The organism is Bacillus sp. BACIII (genome assembly GCF_057836745.1).
The window spans coordinates 1740501-1761489 of sequence record NZ_CM174437.1 but is presented as its reverse complement, the minus strand read 5'-3'; the positions used below and the strand labels follow the sequence as shown (position 1 = coordinate 1761489).

Here is a 20989-nt window from a genome sequence, read left to right as displayed (position 1 = left end):
GGTGAGAAGATGATTGAACTATTTGTCATAAAAGAAACGGAGTGGCTTGAGCTTGTCACAGAAAGCGTAACGCTGGAAGGACACAGATATCAGGCGCCCCGCTCCATCGAAGCGACAATTGTCGTAAAGCAGGGCAGCCAGACGTATTACGGCGTATCAGAAGGGGATACGGTTTTGTTCAAATGGAACGGAAAAGAGCTGTTCCGCGGCATTGTCTTTGCAAGAACGCCGGATGAGCATACCGTCGCCTTCACCGCATATGATATGCTCCAATACCTTGTGAAAAACCAGGACGTTTATGTGTTTTCCAACAAGCGCGCCGATCAAATATTAAAAAGGATCGCCAGCGATTTTCAAATTCCCGTGACATCCATTGCCAACACAGGGCATACCATTAAATCACTCGTTTTCAAAAATGATACAAGCCTTTACGATATGATGTTAAAAGCGTTAAAACAGACAAAAAGCCAGACGGGCCGCAATTATCAGCTCTATTCAGAAAAAGGCAGACTCGGCTTGCGTGAATGGCCGGACCCGTCTGACATTTGGGTGCTGGAAACAGGAGTTAATATTACAGGGTATCAATACAGCACCTCAATTGATGATACCGCAACCCGTGTCGTCATGCGGCTGCAAAAAGACGATAAAACCGTGAAAGCTTCCGCGTCAGACAGCGCGGGCATGAAAACATTCGGCGTTTTACAGTATACCGAAACGGTTTCTGACGACATTAACGAAGCCCAGCTGAAACAGCGCGCAAAAGTGAAGCAGGCTGAGAAAAAAGGCGTTAAGAAAGAGCTGAAAAATATACAGGCGATCGGTATTCCGGGGTTGGAAAGCGGATTGCCGGTCTATATCTCAATTCCGGAAATCGGACTGAAGAAAACCTATTATGTAGATACGGACCGCCATGAATTCCAAGGAACAAAGCATACCATGACGATTGATGTCACGGAGAAAAATTCACTTCCGGAGGGGACATCCTGATGAGATTAAGCGATGCCATTAAACATTTAGCCGTCGGGGCGGTAGACGCCGAAGCGCCGGTTGAGCTGATGACGGCCGAAGTGACCTCGGTTTCGCCGCTCGAGCTGAAGCTGAAAGATCACGACAAACTTTTGATTCCGTCTGATGCACTCATTGTGCCGAAGCGGCTGAAATCCGGGGAAGATGATCAGCTTCAGGCAGGAGACCGGGTGATGACCGCCGCATTAACAGGAGGACAGTCCTTTTTTGTGCTGGATAAAATCTAACCGCATTCGATGAATGCCGGGAGTGTGACTTTGAAAATTCATCCGTCTGGACAGAAATGTATTAAAGATATCAGCCTGTTAAAGCCGCTTCATTTTCTGAAGAGGGCTTTTTCACATGAACAAATCAAAAAGGAGCGGGTGCAATGGCCCTGACACCGGAAATCGAATTTGAAGATTTGGAGGATGCGAGTGAGGCCATTGAAACTTCACAAACCTACCGAATTGATTTTGAAAACAACCGGATTACCAATGAACTGATAAACGGACTGGACGCCATCAGACAATTCGTCTATATCGCTCTTCACACAGAACGGTATTCATATTCGGTTTTCAGCCATGATATCGGGAATGAACTGCAGGAAGTGCTTTCTGATCAGAACACGACGGATGCTTATAAAAAAATGGAGATTCCAAGACTGATAGAAGAAGCCTTGCTGTATGATGACCGGATTTTGGCTGTTGCCAATTTTGAGATTGAGAAAAAAGATGATGCCTTCATCGTCTCTTTTACCGTTGAAGCGGATGAGGGCATGCTTGAGATAGAGGAGGTGCTGGGAGAGGATGTTTGAAGCTCAGACGTTTGACGGCATTATGGACAGAATGCTGGCGCGCATTACGGCGGATATTGATACGAGAGAAGGAAGCGTCATTTACAATGCGCTCGCGCCTGCGGCCGCTGAGCTCGCAAAGTCTTATATTTGGCTTGATACCGTGCTGGAGCTTGTTTTTTCCGATACGGCTCAAGGAGAATTTTTGGACAGGCGGGCTGCCGAAGCGGGAATTGAACGAACACCTGCCACAAAAGCGGTCAGAGCCGGAGAATTCACAGCGGGCATCACCATTCCGACAGGCTCCCGTTTTTTCGTCGATAACCTGTATTTTCAATATACGGAGGATGGAACGCTCGAATGTGAAACGGCCGGAGAAGCGGGGAATGCCGGCATTACAGGTCAAAATCTGCTGCCGCTTGATACGATTCCCGGGCTTGAGAAAGCGGTCATGGGCGATATATTAATTCCCGGCCGTGAGGAAGAAGATGACAGCAGCTTAAGGACACGATATTTTACCCGAGTCCGCCGGGAGGCAGTCAGCGCAAATAAACAGCATTATAAACAGTGGGCTGAAGAAGTGGACGGTGTCGGCAGAGCGAAAATCTTCCCGCTTTGGAACGGAGACGGAACGGTGAAAGTTGTCATCACAAATGCGAATTTGGAACCGGCATCAGATATTCTGATCAAGAAAGTAAAGGATTATATTGATCCCGATGAAGGCCAGGGAGAAGGCCAGGCGCCGATCGGAGCTGCAGTAACAGTGGAAAGCGCGGTATGGAAAGAGATTGAAATCTCCGCTTCCGTGCTGCCTGAGCTGAACAGCTCGATCGATGACGTGAAAGCGGAGATTGAAAAAGGCATCCTGAATTTATTTAAGAAAATGGCCTTCGAAGAAAACACCGTCCGCTTATCACAAATTAACAACATCGTTTATAACGCGGCATCCGTCAGTGACTACGCAGATATCAAAATGAACGGTGCGGCGGAAAATCTTGTGCTCAGTGATGTGGAAATTCCTAAACTCAAAGAGGTGACAATCCTTGAGCAGACTCGATGAGATGACGGCATACCTCCCGCCGTTTTTAACTCAATTAAAAGAGATGGCGGAAATTCTTGAGGCGGAAGCTCCCGAGTTTGAGCGGCAGAATAACGATATTTTCGATTTGACAGACCAGCTTTTTATTACGACGGCGACGTGGGGGCTTGACCGCTGGGAAAAAATATTAAAAATACCGCGGGAGTCAGGTGACACGGAAGACATGAGACGGCTCAGGCTGATCTCGAAGATGTCGAATATTCCGCCCATCACCCATCAAGCGATCGAACAGGCGCTAAACCGTTTTTTAAAACATCCGTCAGCTTACGTTCGGATGTTTCCGGGGGAATATCGTTTTTATGCCGATATGGAGCTTGATGACCTGCAGCACATGAACGACCTGATTGAAACGCTTGAAAAAATCAAACCCGCTCATTTGGCGTATACACTCAGAGCCGCATTAAACGAAACACTGGAAATCAAAGACCGGGTCATTCTCAACAATCGGAGATACCGAAAAGTCAGCGAACTGAAGGTCGGTTATTCCGTCACACTCAACAATAACGAGGTGGTCTTACCATGATATCAGCCGCATATAGACAGCGTGCCGCAGCCGATTTGAAAAACAGGATCACAAAAGTGCTGTTAAACGGCAAAGAAACACCGATTGCGGACATTTCTGTAAAAGATGCCGCAGTCACCGTTCTCACACGCAGGGAAGAAGACATTAAACATATTGAAACCGTGCAGATGCTTGACGAAACAGGGAGCATCATCACAGAACGAAAAACAAATTTGGACCTCAGCAATAACAGAACGCTTGATTTAAGATTTACTTTTGAGGTGGTGTAACGATGGCTTACGAAGAAAAAACAGACTGGCTCCCGGACGATCCGATTAACGAAGATGACGTCAACCGCTGGGAAAAAGGCATAAAAGACGCACACACGGATCTGGCGGCCCATAAAAATGACATGAACAACCCGCACAAAACGACAAAGGCGCAAATCGGCCTCGGAAACGTGGATAACGTCCAGCAGGCAGCAAAAAAAGATTTCGACCAGCACCATCAAGATCAGGACCGGCATGTGACGAAGGAAGAGCGCCAGAAGTGGAATGACGGGCAGCTGTTTAAAATCACCGCCGATAACGGCACTCAAAAAATCAATTTAACTTCCGGCTCGTTTTATGACTCGTTAAAAGACGTTGGTTCTGTAACTTTTTACGGAACCAACGCAGTAACAGACAACCCATCAGATACAAGCTTACGCGGCATGCAATTAGTGGGGCAGCCGGGAATAGGTAATGGTTATGCCGTAGATGTGAAGGGTAACGCATGGTGGTTTTACTATAACTCTAATCAAACAGCAATCAATTGGTATCCTATAGAGTCTACAACTGATGTGCAATCAAAGATAGATGCCCATGCTAATAAAACAGATATTCACGTAACAAAATCCGATAAGGACAAATGGAATAATGCACAGTTATATAAATTAACTGATGCCCAAGGCTTCCGAACTAAGATCCCCGATGGTACTGATTTATTAACATTGCCCACTGGCCTCTATTTTGCAGTAGGAAATGTGGTAACAAATAATCCTGTTGCAGGAGATGCGTCTTGGTATAACTATGATGTTATTGAAACAGGCAATGGAGGCCGAAAAACTATATTAGCATCCAAAAGTTATGACGGAACCTTTTGGATGGCAACCATTCATACAGACGGCTTGTTTAAAGGATGGAATAAGATTGAGACTGAAACGGAATCCCAGAAAAAAGCAGACAAAGCTCTTTTTGAAGCGAAATCCTTTGTTCAAGAAAATTATTCAAATGATAGGCTCACTATTATTACTGGATCAAACGCGATAACTGATGCAAGAACAGGTGGCGATGAATATCCTAAGGGAATTACGATGATGGATATAGGGCAAGGGAACACCACTGGTTATCCGCTTACCTATGGAGTAGTAAAAAACGAGAGATATTCCGACTATAGATTCGCACAATATTTTTATGGGACGGGTAATGAATCCGGTACTTATTTCAATAGTACGGGGGTATGGTTACGACATTGGTGGAGTGGTTCAGGATGGACAAGATGGAGTAAAATTTCAGGGTTTGCCCATGCTAACATTGGAACGACTGGTGTTCAATATTTAGACAGCACTGAGCATACGAAAATTAAATTTAACAGAAAAATAAAGGACAGCCACAATGCGTTTGATATAAATAATAATAGGTTTATAGCCCCGAATGATGGTATGTATATGGTTGGAACCGGACTTTATATGATTAATTATCCGTCATATATTAACTTTCTTGTGAAGGTATATTTAAATGGGACGCATTATAAAAATCTTGATCATCTGAGGGGGTACTTCAACAATAGTTCAACAGAAATGAATGTATCCTTAAATGGCAATGCAACAGTCCCGATGAATAAAGGTGATTACTTAGAGATTTATTGTTATTGCAACTATGGAGGAGATATGTCTCTGAAAAGAGGTGTAGCTGATCAAAAAGGGATGTTTAATTTTTTTGATATACAGGAAATCGGAGGACTGAACTATCCGAGAGTAGACTAACGCAACTCAGGGAGGAAATAATGAATATAGGGAAAGCAATTCTATATCAATATCCAAAATCAGATCCCACTAAAGACTTCATTGTTCAAAATGACGGGAACGGTACTTCGTCATATATAGCTCAATGGAACCTCAACGCTCCCATACCTACTAAAGAACAGCTTGAGGCGTGGTGGGAGGAACTGCAAAAAAATCCGCCATATGAGCCGGCTGATCAAATAGAAATGCTTGCACAGGAGCTGTCAAAGGAAAAACTTGCGCGCAAGCAGCTGGAAGAGCTGAACGGAAAGCTCGGAAATGCACTGTCAGACGTTAAGCTTACACTTTTATCATTGAAAGGAGAAAATGCATAATGAATTTTTGGGTGCTGGCGCTTCATTATCAGTGGGCGACGACAGATATGGTTAAACAAGCTTTGCGTTATAAAGACTGTTCGATAGAAGATCTGCAAGAAGGGGTTCGTCAGTCTCTGATATCGTCCGATCAATATGAGGAGATCACAGGTAAAGCCATGTAAGGCTTTTTTATTTTGGTTTTTTTTGAAATAAACAGAAAAAGGAGGATGATGATCGTGAAATATCAATATGAGTTTCCGGCAGACCGGAGCGGAAAAGCAGGTGCTGTAAAGCCTTACAGAGGAGAAAAAACAGATTTTGTAACACCTGTATCTCATTTATCGGGCGTGGCCGAGCTGTTAACTAACTCGGTTCTGAAAGCGACAGAGGTCTACAATCAATACGGACAGGATCGCCTTGGTGCAGTGCTTATTTCTAAAGTAAAAGGATTTGCCTATGCTGATCGCGGAGGCACGCTGTTTATTGAAGAAAGTGACAATAACTTTTCATGGTCAACCACTGCAGCAATTGAGGTTGCTCCGGGTGAGCTTTCTGCGTCTAAATGGGTGTATCTTACTAAAAGGTATTATCGTTTCCGATATGTGAACGGGAATTTGCAGCAATCTGAATTTGTCCTTTATCAATCACTTGGTGCGGGAGAAATCGATATTCAATTGCAAAAAACAAAGCCCTTACCTGTAGACATTAATCAAAGCCAGAGCGACTTTGTTTTTCATCATCAGACCGAAAGCACCGCCGAAGGAGCTGTTTTTTCTGTAAATAAGGAGAAAAAACTGCTCGTCGAAATCACCGGCACGGCTGAGTCGAGCCATGTCGCGTTTTGGGGAAGGTCTATCTCGGGGAAAAATGTGCCGATCAGGGGAATCAGATCTGACGACGGAACCCCAGCCGCCGGCACGTCAGGCACAGAAGAAGTGTGGTTATTTGATATTGCCGGCTTTAAAGAAATCGTCATGGAAATCAAGAGCATTTCCGGTGGCAGCCTGTCTGTCAAAGGCACGGCATTTTCTTAAGAATGAAGCTTCCGAAGGGAGGTGAGAACAATGTAAGAGGGGGGAGCAGAAGTGCTTCTGGATGAACAAGCGGTGCAAAAAGAATTCGCTGGCATCAAAGGTGAACAAAAGGTGCTTGAACAGCGGGTGGCCGCATTAGAGCGGGTATCCGACCGGCAGGATCAGCAAATCATGACGCTGAATGAAAAACTGAACAAAATTGACGAAAACACAACATGGATTAAGCGGACCATTACAGGAGCGATCGTGACAGCAATCTGCACGGGCGTCATTGGCGGAGCCATCGCCATCATGTACAATCTGCTGCAAAAGTAAGGGGGAAACCGATATGAAATTCGCGGACAAAGGCACGGTCGTCAGGACGGTGCTTCTTTTGCTTGCTTTATTAAACCAGACTTTGCTGATGTTCGGCAAATCGCCGCTTGATATTCAGGAGGACCAGGTCAGCCAGCTTGCAGATACACTGTATGCCGCCGGGTCGGCCGTTTTTACGATCGTAACGACAGCCGCAGCCTGGTTTAAAAACAATTACGTCACAGCAAAAGGGAAAAAACAGCAGGCTTTATTAAAAATAAACAATTTATCGAAATAGGAGAGATGAGAACATGGTGAAAATCACACAGGATTTTATCCCGGAAGGAAACAATAACCGCCCCGGCTATGCAATGACACCGATTTACATTACGGTGCACAATACGGCCAATACCGCAGCCGGCGCTAACGCCAAAAGTCACGCAAACTATGTGAAAAACCCCGATACGCCGACAAGCTGGCATTTCACAGTCGATGATACAGAAATTTATCAGCATCTTCCGCTCAACGAAAGCGGCTGGCATGCCGGAGACGGAAACGGGGACGGCAACCGCAAATCTATCGGTATTGAAATTTGTGAAAACGCCGACGGCAACTTTTCAAAGGCCGTGGCAAACGCCCAATGGCTCATCCGCACATTAATGACGTCGCACGGCATCCCGCTTTCAAATGTCGTTGCGCACAAACATTGGTCAGGAAAGCTTTGCCCGAGAAGACTGTTGGATACATGGGACGAGTTTAAAGCGGGAATCGGTTCTGAGGAAAGACAGACGTATACTGTTCAAAAAGGAGATACGCTGTCGGCCATCGCGCGAAAATTCGGCGTCAGCGTGGCTGATCTGCAGAAATGGAATAACATCGCAGACCCGAACCTGATTAAAGTCGGACAAGTGCTGTTTGTCAGCCCGCCGGTTGAAGCACTGTATCCTCTTCCTGATGAGGTGATTCAGCTGACAGAGCCGTACACGTCCGGTGAAAAAGTATACCAGGTGCAAAACGCGCTCGCCGCGCTTTATTTTTACCCTGAAAAAGGAGCTGTCAATAACGGCATTGACGGCATCTACGGACCGAAAACCGCAAATGCCGTGGCCCGATTCCAATCTGTAAACGGACTGCCGTCTGACGGCATCTACGGTCCCGCTGTAAAAGCGAAAATTCTGATGCAGCTTTAAAAAATAAAAGGCTGGGTCCCGATCACATTACGGGATTCAGCCTTTCTTCTTTTTTAATCGGTTCAATAGCCCGAGACTCCTCGCCCGCATCCTCAGCGAATAAGCGGAAAGCCCGAACCGTCCGTAATCCACAAACTTTACACGCCTTACAATTTTCTTCACATCATCACCTGTCGCATCTCTTTGTTGATTTTATTATATGAAATATAAGGAAAAAAGGAATAAGGACAAGAGCCGTGTCTCCTGTCCTTAGTGTAATCAAGCTTTTTTTTGTTTATACTTGTCAATCAGCCGTTCGTTTTCTTTGAAAATTCTGGCGGTATGAGGGCTGACTTGGTAACTTGCGATACTTGTCATTGAGCGTTTTTTAAACATTTTGAACGGTTTCGCTCTTTGTTCCGGCTGCCCGTTTTGAAATGCCTGCTCCATTATCCGTCACCTTCCTCTTCCTCTTCTATTGGCAGCATTAAATCATAAATGCTCGTGAGCGATGTGAAAAGCAAATAATCGAATTCCGTCAACAGGGTTTCTGACGTCAGTTTGATCACATAATGGCGGTCCTGGACTGTAAACGGAATAAGCACAAGCCTGCCCTTTTGATCATAGTAGACGTCTTTTCGGTTAAGGCGGGACTGAACGTCTGCCGCATCAGGCATATGCTCCGTCAATCGGTCCTTATCCGACTGTGCCGAATAGTCGCACAATGAAGCCGTGACATTCATTTTTTCTGCATAAGCGGCCAGCAGTCTGCTGATGCCTTCTGCATAAGCTTCTGTACTTCCATAATATACATGGATCGGTTCATTTTTCAACAGATATTGATAGGTTTTCAGTTTTTCAAGATAGGAGTGAAGCATTTCGTTATTTTCTTCCAAAATCTCCCTCGTGTCCGTCTCTAATTCATTGCCGGCGAGCTTTTTGATATATGCGCTCAAAAAGATAAACGCATCAATAAGAGCAAAGCAGACGGCAACAATCAAATATTGTCTCCATGCGGAAAAGAGCGATTCGGGATCATATGTCCAATAGACCATGGAGCCCAGTACAAATAGTAAATACCACGTTTTACGGATGGCAAACATTTTTTCTTTTACCTTTGCCTCATACCGCCAGGATGCGTACACATATAAAATGAGTGCGGCGGCCATCGTCCACACCATAATCTGAAAAAACATAAGCATGAGCATCCCTCACAATTCGAAAAATGGTCTGCTATGTTCATTCTATGTCATGACATCATTTTCCTGTCACAAAAAAAACCGCTTCTGTAAAGAAGCGGATGCCGTCATTAGAAAAAGAGATCTAAGATGAAAAAGGCGATGGCGCCGAGTGTACCTGCAATCGGCAGGGTGATGACCCATGTAATGAGCATCCGTTTAGCCGTTCCCCAGTTTACGCCTTTTACGCGGTGGGAAGCGCCCACACCGAGAATGGAAGACGAAATGACATGCGTCGTGCTGACAGGGAGATGAATAAACGTGGCCCCGAAAATAATGGCTGCGCCGGTTAAGTCGGCAGATACGCCGTTTACCGGACGGATTTTCATAATTTTACCGCCGACGGTTTTAATGATTTTCCAGCCGCCGATGGATGTGCCGAGACCCATTGCCAGGGCACAGGAGAGCTGCACCCAGAAAGGAATCGTATCACTTTTATGTAAATTGGCCGTCATAAGCGCCATCGTAATGATACCCATCGCTTTTTGCGCGTCGTTTGTTCCGTGTGTATAGGACTGAATGGCAGCCGTCAAAATCTGCACTCTGCGGAAGCGTTTATTTGTTTTCGCCAGGTTGCTGTCTTTAAAAATCAGCTTCACGATCGAATAGACGATAAAGCCGAGAACAAAGGCGATGATCGGTGATAAAATAAGTGCTTCGATAATTTTAATGAACCCTTTATAATTAAGCGTCGCAAAACCTGATGCTGCAATGGCCGCACCGGCGATCGCTCCGATAATCGCATGTGAAGAGCTGCTTGGAATGCCGAAATACCATGTGATCAAGTTCCAGACGATTGCGGCGAGTAAAGCAGCAAGAATGACAACCGATCCGTTGTCTAATGTATAAGGATTCACAATATCTTTCGTAATGGTTTTCGCCACACCGGTAAACGTCATCGCTCCGAGAAAGTTCATGATGGCGGCCATGATAATCGCGTGCCGCGGCTTCAGCGCTTTTGTCGAAACTGAGGTGGCGATTGCGTTGGCGGTATCGTGAAATCCGTTAATGAAGTCAAATACCAAAGCGCAAATGACAATTAATATCGTTAAAAGTAATAGAGTATCCATTATAACCCCTCGTTACGCGTTTTTCATAATGATGGTTTCAAGATTATTGGCAACGCTTTGGCAAGAGTCAGCAATTTCTTCAAGCGTTTCGTAAATTTCACGATATTGGATCACTTTGATCGGATCTGTTTCATGGCCGAAAAGATTTTTTAATGATTTTCTGTGCAGGTTGTCACAGTTGTGCTCATACTCTTTAATTTTGATGGCGTGAGGCTGAATGTCCTTTAAGCGGTTTTCTGCCAACAGCTCAGTTGCAATTAAAATTTCTTTCGCACATTCTCTGATATATCCGCTGAATTTGTCGATATGCTCGTCTGATGAAGTAATTGAGAAAATCTCCATCATGGCAGAGAAATGTTCAATTCCGTCAAGCACATCATCCAGGCTGTTTGTCAGCTGAAGGATATCTTCGCGTTCAATAGGAGTGATGAATGCTTTGTTAAGCTCTTTAATCATGACATGAACATGATTGTCACCTTTTGTTTCGTATTCTTTTAACGTATCTGCAAATTCTTTAAGTGTTGTTTGGTTTGTGACTTTAAAGTTCACAAAATACTCTGCAGTTTCATCTATATTTTTTGCGATTTCTGTTAAAAGGAGTGAGAACTTATCTTTTTTTCTTTTTATCATTAAAAACCCTCCATTGTTTGAATGAGACAATGCACACATCAAATTATTATATAGCCTTTTGTCGAAAAAAAACAGATAAAGTCGAAAAAAACGCCTCTTGATTTTTTCGTAAAAACGTGTCTCATCCTGTTTTTCTTATGTTACCCACTTTGCCAAAAAAACGTAACATACTTCGAATTCAGACCTCTTGCTTAAAAAGTATAACAAAAGATGTGAATTTGCTGTCAACTTTTGCACGTGATTTTGCCGAAAAAAAACGGCTCCCGTAAAAGGAACCGTTTTTGTCAGTCATTTCTGCCGTTTTTCAGCCAAAAATAAAGCGGGAGTCCGGCAAGACCGATCAAGATGGAAAGCCCGCAGCTCAGTGTATCTGTAATGATCGTGCTGATCAGCACAAACAGTGAACCCGCTATGGCCAAAACAGGAATGACCGGATACAGAGGCACGCTGTAGGCGCGCGGTTTTCCGCCGCTTTTTTTTCTTAGGATGAAAACGGCGAAAAAGGCCATGACGTAAAAAATATAAATCATGAAAATAGAGATTTCAGACAGTTTATCGGGATTGCTGATGATCATAAAAATAATGGCCAGCGCGATCTGAAATGACACGGCAATCCAAGGAGTGCGGAACGTCGGATGCACCCGTGAAATCTGTCTGGCAAACGGCAGCTGTTTCCGTTCCGCCATTGCAAACGAGACACGCGGAAAAGCGAGAATCTTTCCGTTTAAACAGCCGAAAATGCTGACGATGATCCCGACGCTGATCAATTTTCCCCCGATGCCGCCAAACAGCATTCCGGCAGCGGTGCCTGTGGCGTTTTCACCGAGTTTGACAATGTCGGTCGCGGGAAGAATGTGCAGCAGTGCGAAGTTAATGAAAAGATAAATGGCGGTGACAACCAAAAGTCCGCCCGTCATCGCTCTCGGGAGAAGTTTTTCCGGGTTTTTCATTTCACCGCCGAGAGCCGCAAGCAGAATCCAGCCGTCATAGGCAAACAAGGTAGCCAGTACGGCAGCGCCGAAATTCATTTCCGACATGCTGCTTGTGACGGCTGTGAAAATATGCTGATCGCCTTTCCAAAGACCGAACACAATCATGCAGATAATCGGAATCAATTTGCCGACCGTCGTAATTCCCTGGACGATGCCGCCATATTTCGTTCCGATAATATTAATGATGCTTAAAAACAAAACGGCTGCAATTCCGATCAATTTAGACCAGCCGGAATCCCAATTGAACAAGTGCGCCATCAAAGAGCCGAAATACAAGCCGATTGCTCCGATAATCGCGGGTCCGTAAATGATGATTTGCACCCAGCCGCACAAAAAGCCCCAAAATTCGCCGTACACTTCTTCAAGATATGTATAAAGTCCGCCCGTTTTCGGAATTTGAGTGCCGATTTCCGCAACGGTCAAGCCGCCTGCAAGCGTCAAAATGCCTCCTAACAGCCACGCGATAAGCGCGGTTTTTGCATCACCGGAGTAGGCAAGCACGGCGCCTGGTTTCATAAATACGCCGGAACCGATGATGGTGCCGATAACAAGTGAGAGGGCGATGGTAAGGCCGATCTCTTTTTTTAGTCCGTTTTCTTCAATCTGCATATCCTTTCCCTCCAGATGTAAAATCGTCATGCTGAAAAAACTATTTTCCATATTGTAAACCCTAATTGCTGAAACACGAATAAAATAAATTTTCTGATTTCGGTTTTTTGCTTAAAAACAAAGGTTTTCGCTTTTGATAAGGAAAATATCTTATTTTAAAAACGAACAATAAGAGTTTTTAAATCCCTATAGTTCGTTGTTTTTAAAGGCGGAAATCTGCAGACCGTCGGCAAAGCAGATGTGTTGACTTTATGCTCCGGATAACATAAATTGTATATATAAAATATCTCGAAATCGAGATAATTGAGTGGAGGATAACATAATGAAAGTTAACGGAATACACCATGTATCAGCAATGACGGCTGATGCGCAGAAAAATTTAGATTTCTATCGGGACATCCTGGGACTGAAACTTGTGAAAAAGTCCGTAAACCAAGATGAACCGACGATGTATCATTTGTTTTACGGTGATGAAACAGCCAATCCGGGATCTGAATTGACGTTTTTCGAAATTCCGCGGATTGCGCCGTTTCATGCGGGAACAAACAGTATTTCTTCAATCGGCCTGCGTGTCCCGGACGCACAAGCGCTGCAATATTGGAAAAAACGATTTGAAGAGCATCAGGTCGCTCATGGCGACATCATGACAATAGCGGGCAGAGAGACACTCGCTTTTCAGGATCACGAAGGACAGCGGCTTGTACTGACGGCTGACGAAAAAGGAAAAGACATCGGTGAAGCGGTGAAACAAAGCGGCATTCCGGAAGAATATTCTTTCCGCGGTCTTGGGCCCGTTGAATTGACCGTCCCGTATGCGGAGCCGACGCTGCGTGTGTTAACCGATGTGCTCGGCTTCACTGAAATCGGAAAAGAAACGCATGAAGACCGTGGCTCAGTTACAGTGCTGGAATCAGGAAACGGAGGCGCGCGCACGGAAGTCCATCTGATTGAAAGAAACGATCTTCCGCGCGAGCGTCCGGGAAAAGGCAGCGTCCACCATGTGGCCTTCCGCGTTCAGAATGAAGAGGAGCTTGCTTTATGGCACCGCATCATTACAAAAGAAGGCTTCAGCAACTCAGGCATCGTAGAGCGTTATTATTTCAAAGCGCTGTACTTCCGGGAACCGAACGGAATTCTGTTTGAATTGTCAACGGACGGTCCGGGTTTTATGGTTGATGAAAAACCTGAGGAGCTCGGCAAAACGGTGGCGCTTCCGCCTTATCTCGAACACCGCCGTTCTGAAATAGAAGCGCGGCTGAAACCGATTCAATAAATCAGGAATAATGACAGATGCCTCCCGGCTTGAGGGAGGCATCTTTTTTTGCTTTCTAAAACCGTTTTGTCCTTCTTTTTACCCATTTGTCAACGGCAAAATAATTGTCTTTGTTTATTAATAAATTTTTCACATTTGGTTGTTACACTTGTTCAAAGTTCAACCAAAGGAGTGAAAACACAGGTGAAAATGAAAAAACGCGAGATAGACGCGGTCTTAATCCTCATTTTACTCGCTTCCGCATTCTTGAATATGTACAACATCTGGAATGACGATACGGTGAACCCTTATTACACCGCAGCGGTAACGAGTATGCTTCAAAGCTTTCATAATTTCTTTTACGCTTCATTTGACGCAGCCGGATTTATCACGGTAGATAAACCGCCTGTTACATACCAGATTCAAACGATCAGCGCGCTGATATTCGGTATGCACGGGTGGAGTGTCATCCTGCCTCAAGCATTGGCAGGTGTAGGCTCAGTTCTATTCATGTACTTATTAATAAAGCCGACGTTCGGAAAAACGGCGGCCCGCATCGCCTCATTTGTCATGGCATGCACCCCGATCGCTGCAGCGGTCGCGCGGACAAACAATGTCGATGCTTTACTCGTCTTTTTCCTGCTGTTCGCTACATGGCTCCTCTTTAAAGCGATTCGAAAAGGAAAACTGATTTGGCTTCTGGCGGCGTTCTTTGTCGTCGGGGTAGGCTTTAATACAAAAATGCTTCAGGCTTATATGATTTTACCGGCTTTCTTGCTGTTCTATATGATTGCGGCAAACACAACCATTAAGAAAAAAATCATTTCATTGGTAAGCGCGCTGGCCGTATTAGCGGCCGTTTCGTTGTCATGGCCGCTCATTGTTGACAATATCCCTGCCGGCAAACGGCCATATGTCGGAAGCAGCCAGACCAACTCCGTATTGGAATTGGCTTTCGGATATAACGGGATTCAGCGGCTGACAGGCCAAAGTTCCGGCGGCGGTCAGGGCATGCCGCACGGAAACGCTTCGAAAGAAAAGGCTTCTTCCGCCGGTTCTTCACAACTGCAGGCGCCGCCCGGACAGTCTTCAAGCGAAGGCGAATCTCAAAACGGCAACATGACGGGACCTCCATCTAACGGGCAAATGCCGAATGGCGGTCAAGGAGGCCCTCCAAGCCGCGGAGGAAAAGGAGGCGCTGGCACCGGCTCAAAAATGCAATCAGGTTCAGGAATGTTCGGTACGGGAACCCCCGGTCCGCTGAGACTCTTCCAACAAGAATTATCTGATCAGATCAGCTGGCTCCTGCCGTTTGCGATTTTTGGAATGGCCGGTTTACTGATCGCCGGAGCGAGAGAAAGAAGAAGATTGTCAGAAGAACAGAAGGAAACGATCTTTTGGGCAGCGTGGCTAGTGCCGATTGCCGGATTCTTCAGTGTGGCGGAGTTTTTCCACCATTATTATCTCATTATGCTGGCGCCTCCGATTGCGGCACTTGCCGGTGCGGGATGGGTCGCCCTCGTCCATCTGTACCGCACGGAGACAGGCTGGAAGTCTTGGCTTCTGCCGGCCGCTATTCTTGTGACAACCGGATTTGAGCTGTTTATCCTCAGAAACTGGATTGACCAAATCGGCGCAGGCTGGAGCATCGGTGTTGGCGTTATCGGAGCTTTGTCTGCAATCGCTCTGTCCGTGTTCAAACAGCGCCAAAAACCGCTCAGTTATTATCTGTCACTTGCCGCTCTTCTCGCCTTGCTGGTGATGCCGATATATTGGGCGAGCACACCGCTTCTGTACGGGGGCAACAGCTCATTGCCTGAAACAGGCCCTCAGCTTGCGTCAACAAGCGGAAAAGGCATGGGAATGAATAACGCCTCTGTAAATAAAAAACTGATCAACTATTTAGAGAAACATAACGCCGGAGCGGACTATCTATTTGCAACAACCGATTCCAACACAGCGGCGCCTTACATTATCAAAACGAAAAAAGCGGTCATGGCGATCGGCGGATTCAGCGGATCTGACCCGGCCATCACGCTGACTCAATTTAAAAAGCTCGTAAAAGAAGGAAAAGTAAAATACTTCTTAACATCCGGAATGGGCAAAGGCGGAAACAACGAAATTGTTGAATGGGTTGAGAAAAACGGTAAGAAAGTATCTTCAGATAAATGGCAAACAAGCACAGATCAGCAAACGAAAAATCATGATGCAGCTGATACAAAGCGCAGCAAGGCTACAAGTAAAAACAGCCGGATGGGCGGCGGCCCCGGCGGAATGAATCAGTCAGCTTCACTATACGAACTGCAATCTGATGAATAGGAGGAAAAAATATGAGCAGACATATTCAATATTCAATTGTCGTCCCGGTGTATAACGAAGAACCCGTCATTCAGACAACCTATCAGCGCCTGAAAGAAGTCATGGATCAAACAAAAGATCATTATGAATTAATCTTTGTCAATGACGGAAGCAAAGACCGCAGTATTGAAATATTACGAGAACACAGTCTGATTGATCCGAGAGTGAAAATTATTGATTTTTCCAGAAACTTCGGACACCAGATCGCGATCACCGCGGGCATGGATTACGCAGAGGGAAATGCAATCGTCGTCATTGACGCCGATTTGCAGGACCCTCCCGAACTAATCCTTGATATGATTGAACAGTGGAAAGAAGGCTACGATGTCGTGTACGCCGTCAGAACAAAACGAAAGGGAGAAACCTTTTTCAAGAAACAGACGGCTTCTATGTTTTACCGGCTGCTTCGGAGCGTGACTGATATTGATATTCCGCTCGATACCGGAGATTTCCGCCTGCTGGACCGAAAAGTCTGTGACGAAATGAAAAGATTAAAAGAGAAAAATCCTTTTGTCAGGGGGCTCGTCAGCTGGGTCGGCTTCAAGCAGACTGCTGTTGAATATGAACGTGATGAGAGGCTTGCGGGAGAAACGAAATACCCGCTTAAAAAAATGCTGAAGCTTTCCATGGACGGTATCACAACGTTCTCCCATAAACCGCTCAAGGCGGCAAGCTACGCGGGAATGATGATGTCCGGGGCGGGTTTTCTCTATATGTTTATCGTTTTATATATGAAACTCTTTACAGACAGCACCATAACGGGCTGGTCCTCTCTGATTGTGATACAGCTGTTATTCAGCGGCATCGTCCTTTTAATGCTCGGAATGATCGGCGAGTATATCGGAAGGATTTATGATGAAGCAAAAGACCGTCCGCTCTATATCGTGCAAAAAGCGTACGGCATTAAAAACGAAAAGGTTTATCGGGATCAGCATATGTCTTAACCGAAACACCCTGTCCGGCCACCCGGGCAGGGTGCTTTTATGTCAAAAAAAAAAGCCGCAGGAACACATTGTGTCCCGCGGATTTTTTCATTCATCTGCGGCCGGTCTGGATGTGCAGAGAGCGCATGATCAGGCCGGTTCCCGTCAGGTTCAATAAAATGCTTGCACCCAGCGTCATGCCCCAAGCAACGTTTTGCTGAGGAAGCTGAATGCTCAGCTGCAATAAGATAAGTCCGGTAACGACCAGCAAAAGTCCGGTATGTTTCATAGGTATGTATCCTCCTTTGTACAATCTTTCATACGGACGGTCTGCGCTTTAAAGTTTCATTATTGATGTAAAAAAATCCAAGGCTGCTGCCTTGGATTTTTGTTAAGACGAAGTTTCTTCTTTTTGAGTCAGTTTCATTTTTTTCGTCATTTCCTTGCCGTTTCTGATAATCTTCACGTCAACGGTGCTGCCGACTTTCGTATTCTTATAGAGAATATTGCGAAGTTCGCTGCCCGTGTCAGTTTCTTTCCCTTTCAAGCTGATAATGATGTCTTCTGCTTTTAATCCGGCTTTGGCTGCAGGGGATCCCTGTGCCACTTCGCGAATGTAAACCCCTTTATTCAGCTGTTTGCCGAAAAGCCCGAGTGTGCCTTCCTGATAGTTTTGCGGCACTTGCTCCAAGTCGATCATGCTCACCCCGATATATGGGCGCTCCACCTGTCCTTTCGTGAGAAGCTCTTCGGCAATCGGTTTTACATCGTTGCTCGGAATCGCAAAGCCGATGCCTTCTACATCATTTTCACTGATTTTCATGCTGTTGATACCGATGATTTTGCCGTCTGTATTCAAGAGCGGCCCGCCGCTGTTTCCGGGATTGATCGCGGCATCGGTTTGAATGACGTTGATGCTTGACTCACCGGCTGACGTGGAAATCGAGACCGTTCTGTTTAAGCCGCTCACGATTCCCTGTGTGACGGTGCGGGACAGGTCTTTGCCGAGCGGATCACCAATGGCGATCACGGATTCACCCGTTCTGAGAGCGGATGAACTGCCGAAGCTTGCCGTTTTTGTTACGTGTTTATCACTGATTTCTAATACGGCCAAGTCTGTCAGTGAATCACGGCCGACGAGTTTAGCTGTTACATCGGTGCCGTCATATAATGACACTTTAAGGGAAGAGGCGCCTTCAACCACGTGGTTATTCGTAATAATATACGCTTTGCCGTTTGCTTTCTTAAAGATAACGCCGGAACCTGAGCCTGTTTCCGCATCTTCACCCGATGAATTTGAGTTCGAATCTGAACCGGAACCGAATCCGAATAAATCTGAACTGTTTTGCTGCTTTTGCAGATTCGTGATTCCAACGATCGCCGGTGAAATGTCTTCCACCATATTCGAAATGCTGCTTGAATTTGCGGATGAGCTGTTTGCCGATTTGCCGCTGCCGGAATCAGAAGATGTCTGCTTAGCGGTTACTGAAGACGTTTCCTGAGCGGGAGCCGGATTTGAAGTATCTTGAGTCTGATGGTCCCCAAGCGGCGTAAATGTATAGATGCCGAGAGCGAGCCCTCCGCCGATCACCCCGCCGAGAAGCGGTCTGAACCAGCCGAAGCTTCGTTTTTTCTTGTCCTCGTCCGGCGCGGAATATCTCGCCGGCTGCTGATTTTCTTTTACTAAAAGGACTTCCTGTTCTTTTTGGTCTGTCCGATTTTCATCACGATAGTTATCCATCATGTTCACTCCGTTTCTCTATTTCATCATAGCATGATTTGCCTATTATTACTGACTCCATCTTAAACAAAAAGTGTGGGATAATAATGAAAAGATTGTGGGAAATTGTGAAAAAGACATAATCGGACGGCGGCGCTCTATATTGACAATTTCCATCGGATTTGAAATAATAAATAAGATATTATGTTCAATCCTTCACATGAAAAGATATGAAAATTCTGTCAAGCTAATGGGGGGAATCTGTTAGCTTTTTCGCTTTGTCAAATTTTAGAAAGGGGCTGTCAAATGAAAGAAAAACATCACTGGATTATTTCTCTGCTTGCTGTGCTGGCGGTCGGGCCGGGACTGATGTCGAACACCGCTCTTGCGGCTGTCCAAAGCCTTGTCCGGCAGACGGTCGGCGGGGAAAACTTTGACTCTTTTCATCCGATTATTATCGGTAATATGGCATTCGCCTTATTTGTGCCGGCTGGGCCGTATTTAAGAAAAAGGTTCGGCTCCCGGCCTGTCTATATGGTTTCTATGGCTGCAGCTGTCATCGGTGCGCTGCTTGCTGCTGTGACAAATGATATTTACCTGCTCGCTGCGGGCCGTTTGCTGCAAGGAGCTGCGGCGGGCACTATGCTGATGATTATGATTCCGATGCTGGTGCTTTCGTTTCCGATTGAGCGCCGCAATCACGCCTTATTTGTGTTAATCGGCGGATTTTACGGGTCTGTCATTATGGGAACCGTTTTAGGCACGGCGGCGGCAAGCGCCGGCCATTGGCATTGGCTGTTTATCATTTTTGGCCTGCTGTCTTTATTCGGCTTGATTTTCAGTTATGTGTGGCTGCGGGATGATGCTCATAAAAATGCTGAAAAATCTCCATTTGACGGCATCGGTTTTCTTTTGGCGGGTGTATCAGCTGTGCTGACCGCTTATACGTTTATTCATCTGCCGAAATGGGGCTTTTCGTCTTGGCATACATTGGCGGGATTTGGCGGAAGCTTCGTCATTCTGCTGATTCTGCTGATTATGCAGTACAGAAACGAACATGCGCTGATTTCGATTAAACTGATGCTGATTCCAAAGCCGATTCTGGGTGTTTTCATGATCGCTGCTGCCAGCATTTCCATAGCGGTCAGCCTTTCTGCATTTCGCGGGGAGCTTCAGACCGCATACCATTTGTCACAAACCCATTTAATCTTCTTATATGCGAGCCTTTTGGGAGGCGTGGCCGTTGCCGCTGTCATCAGTGCTTTCGCATATGATAAAGTCGGCCCGGGCATGCTCGGCATAACAGGCTCTGTGATATTGGTGTTCGTGAATTTTCAATGGATGACGACGGATCATCATATGCCGCTTATTCTATTTGCGGGTCTTTTCGTGATGCTGGCGGCCGGAACAGGGCTTATCGTGGCGGCCGGACTGATGGGCGCAGCTTTGGGCGGGCCGCTTCCGGAACTGGTGAAACGCATGACGGCCGTTCAGTTTTTACGGCTGTTCATTTATATGGGCGCGCCTGTATTAATCGGGTATTTTACGAAAAGAGATGCTTCGGGCACGCTTTGGGGCGCGCACAGCACACAATCGCACTATGACCAGCTGATGGGGACATACAGCGATCTGTTTCTTATTGCTTTTATCTTTAGCCTGCTTTTAGTGTGTTTATCATTTGTGATGAATGCGACAGGCATGGGACATAAGCTGGCGCATAAACCGCATGCCGTACGCAGGCAGGCGGCTGAAGAGCCTTCGCCGCAGGCTCCTGAACCGATCAGGCATCAGGTCATTCCCGATCGCGAATATAGAAGTGCGGTCAGACAGTTTCAGGGTCACCCTATAAACAAAAACAGTATGTAACTTTTTCTATCAGCAAACCCTTTTCCCCGTGAAAAGGGTTTGTTTTTTCCTATAATGGCATAATGATATAT

Annotated in this window: 25 protein-coding genes; 17 read left to right on the top strand and 8 right to left on the bottom strand. The window is 45.9% G+C overall.

The window, feature by feature from the left end; translation table 11 throughout:
• The first annotated feature begins 9 nt into the window (after positions 1–9).
• The 13 genes from ACXN9U_RS08260 to ACXN9U_RS08200 all read left to right on the top strand — a co-directional run bounded on the left by ACXN9U_RS08260 (position 10) and on the right by ACXN9U_RS08200 (position 8281).
• The gene (locus ACXN9U_RS08260) at positions 10–987 is read left to right on the top strand and encodes an XkdQ/YqbQ family protein (protein ID WP_016936441.1); all 978 of its coding nucleotides are present in this window, start codon (positions 10–12) and stop codon (positions 985–987) included.
• Positions 987–1253 (top strand): DUF2577 family protein, encoded by a 267-nt coding sequence (locus ACXN9U_RS08255; protein ID WP_060963007.1) that lies wholly within the window; start codon positions 987–989, stop codon positions 1251–1253. Before ACXN9U_RS08260 ends, ACXN9U_RS08255 begins: the two co-directional genes overlap by 1 nt.
• A 143-nt stretch (positions 1254–1396) precedes the next feature.
• Positions 1397–1822: a DUF2634 domain-containing protein gene (locus tag ACXN9U_RS08250; RefSeq protein WP_060963006.1), complete on the top strand. Its 426-nt coding sequence runs from the start codon at positions 1397–1399 to the stop codon at positions 1820–1822.
• Entirely contained in the window at positions 1815–2861 is a 1047-nt protein-coding gene (locus ACXN9U_RS08245) for a baseplate J/gp47 family protein (RefSeq protein ID WP_060963005.1), read from the top strand. Before ACXN9U_RS08250 ends, ACXN9U_RS08245 begins: the two co-directional genes overlap by 8 nt.
• On the top strand, positions 2845–3423 hold the full coding sequence (locus ACXN9U_RS08240; RefSeq protein WP_060963004.1) for a YmfQ family protein: 579 nt from the start codon (positions 2845–2847) through the stop codon (positions 3421–3423). Before ACXN9U_RS08245 ends, ACXN9U_RS08240 begins: the two co-directional genes overlap by 17 nt.
• On the top strand, positions 3420–3692 hold the full coding sequence (locus ACXN9U_RS08235; protein ID WP_016936435.1) for a hypothetical protein: 273 nt from the start codon (positions 3420–3422) through the stop codon (positions 3690–3692). Before ACXN9U_RS08240 ends, ACXN9U_RS08235 begins: the two co-directional genes overlap by 4 nt.
• Before the next feature lie 2 nt (positions 3693–3694).
• On the top strand, positions 3695–5428 hold the full coding sequence (locus ACXN9U_RS08230) for a hypothetical protein (protein WP_060963003.1): 1734 nt from the start codon (positions 3695–3697) through the stop codon (positions 5426–5428).
• 20 nt (positions 5429–5448) lie between these two features.
• Positions 5449–5781, top strand: a complete 333-nt coding sequence (locus ACXN9U_RS08225; RefSeq protein WP_060963002.1) for an XkdW family protein — start codon at positions 5449–5451, stop codon at positions 5779–5781.
• Positions 5781–5945, top strand: coding sequence for an XkdX family protein (locus ACXN9U_RS08220; RefSeq protein WP_060963001.1), 165 nt, complete (start codon positions 5781–5783; stop codon positions 5943–5945). Before ACXN9U_RS08225 ends, ACXN9U_RS08220 begins: the two co-directional genes overlap by 1 nt.
• Before the next feature lie 51 nt (positions 5946–5996).
• Positions 5997–6797 carry a phage-like element PBSX protein XepA gene (gene xepA / locus ACXN9U_RS08215; RefSeq protein WP_060965050.1) on the top strand — a complete coding sequence of 267 codons (801 nt, stop codon included), beginning with the start codon at positions 5997–5999 and terminating at the stop codon, positions 6795–6797.
• A 51-nt stretch (positions 6798–6848) separates the two neighbouring features.
• On the top strand, positions 6849–7112 hold the full coding sequence (locus tag ACXN9U_RS08210) for a hemolysin XhlA family protein (RefSeq protein WP_003154815.1): 264 nt from the start codon (positions 6849–6851) through the stop codon (positions 7110–7112).
• A gap of 13 nt (positions 7113–7125) precedes the next feature.
• Positions 7126–7389 carry a phage holin gene (locus ACXN9U_RS08205; RefSeq protein ID WP_016936430.1) on the top strand — a complete coding sequence of 88 codons (264 nt, stop codon included), beginning with the start codon at positions 7126–7128 and terminating at the stop codon, positions 7387–7389.
• Positions 7390–7402: 13 nt separating this feature from the next.
• Entirely contained in the window at positions 7403–8281 is an 879-nt protein-coding gene (locus ACXN9U_RS08200; RefSeq protein WP_489202417.1) for an N-acetylmuramoyl-L-alanine amidase, read from the top strand.
• Positions 8282–8317: 36 nt separating this feature from the next.
• Here ACXN9U_RS08200 and ACXN9U_RS08195 read toward each other — a convergent pair whose 3' ends face one another.
• The 6 genes from ACXN9U_RS08195 to ACXN9U_RS08170 form a co-directional block, all read right to left on the bottom strand.
• On the bottom strand, positions 8318–8443 hold the full coding sequence (locus ACXN9U_RS08195) for a hypothetical protein (protein ID WP_141228459.1): 126 nt from the start codon (positions 8441–8443) through the stop codon (positions 8318–8320).
• 96 nt (positions 8444–8539) lie between these two features.
• Positions 8540–8710 (bottom strand): type II toxin-antitoxin system SpoIISB family antitoxin, encoded by a 171-nt coding sequence (locus ACXN9U_RS08190; RefSeq protein ID WP_003154807.1) that lies wholly within the window; start codon positions 8708–8710, stop codon positions 8540–8542.
• Complete coding sequence (locus ACXN9U_RS08185; RefSeq protein WP_060962999.1) at positions 8710–9462, bottom strand: type II toxin-antitoxin system SpoIISA family toxin; 753 nt, start codon at positions 9460–9462, stop codon at positions 8710–8712. Before ACXN9U_RS08185 ends, ACXN9U_RS08190 begins: the two co-directional genes overlap by 1 nt.
• 107 nt (positions 9463–9569) lie before the next feature.
• Positions 9570–10568, bottom strand: a complete 999-nt coding sequence (locus tag ACXN9U_RS08180; RefSeq protein ID WP_044802872.1) for an inorganic phosphate transporter — start codon at positions 10566–10568, stop codon at positions 9570–9572.
• Between the two features lie 12 nt (positions 10569–10580).
• Entirely contained in the window at positions 10581–11198 is a 618-nt protein-coding gene (locus ACXN9U_RS08175; RefSeq protein ID WP_032874614.1) for a DUF47 domain-containing protein, read from the bottom strand.
• A gap of 284 nt (positions 11199–11482) precedes the next feature.
• Positions 11483–12799: an APC family permease gene (locus ACXN9U_RS08170; protein WP_489202416.1), complete on the bottom strand. Its 1317-nt coding sequence runs from the start codon at positions 12797–12799 to the stop codon at positions 11483–11485.
• A 322-nt stretch (positions 12800–13121) separates the two neighbouring features.
• Between ACXN9U_RS08170 and ACXN9U_RS08165 the strand changes: the two genes are divergently transcribed.
• From ACXN9U_RS08165 to ACXN9U_RS08155, 3 genes are all read left to right on the top strand, one after another.
• Complete coding sequence (locus ACXN9U_RS08165; RefSeq protein ID WP_060962997.1) at positions 13122–14072, top strand: ring-cleaving dioxygenase; 951 nt, start codon at positions 13122–13124, stop codon at positions 14070–14072.
• 183 nt (positions 14073–14255) lie between these two features.
• Positions 14256–16370 (top strand): ArnT family glycosyltransferase, encoded by a 2115-nt coding sequence (locus tag ACXN9U_RS08160; protein ID WP_489202415.1) that lies wholly within the window; start codon positions 14256–14258, stop codon positions 16368–16370.
• An 11-nt stretch (positions 16371–16381) separates the two neighbouring features.
• Positions 16382–17353: a glycosyltransferase family 2 protein gene (locus ACXN9U_RS08155; RefSeq protein WP_045925705.1), complete on the top strand. Its 972-nt coding sequence runs from the start codon at positions 16382–16384 to the stop codon at positions 17351–17353.
• Between the two features lie 91 nt (positions 17354–17444).
• Here the strand turns inward: ACXN9U_RS08155 and ACXN9U_RS08150 are convergent, their stop codons facing one another.
• Both ACXN9U_RS08150 and htrA read right to left on the bottom strand, forming a co-directional pair.
• Positions 17445–17621, bottom strand: coding sequence for a hypothetical protein (locus ACXN9U_RS08150; protein WP_173425957.1), 177 nt, complete (start codon positions 17619–17621; stop codon positions 17445–17447).
• A gap of 102 nt (positions 17622–17723) precedes the next feature.
• Positions 17724–19073, bottom strand: a complete 1350-nt coding sequence (gene htrA, locus ACXN9U_RS08145) for a serine protease HtrA (RefSeq protein ID WP_156133000.1) — start codon at positions 19071–19073, stop codon at positions 17724–17726.
• 285 nt (positions 19074–19358) lie between these two features.
• On the opposite strand from htrA, the gene ACXN9U_RS08140 reads away from it, so the two are divergent.
• A complete protein-coding gene (locus tag ACXN9U_RS08140) occupies positions 19359–20918 on the top strand; it encodes an MFS transporter (RefSeq protein WP_489202414.1) in 1560 nt (519 codons plus the stop codon).
• Positions 20919–20989 lie beyond the last annotated feature (71 nt).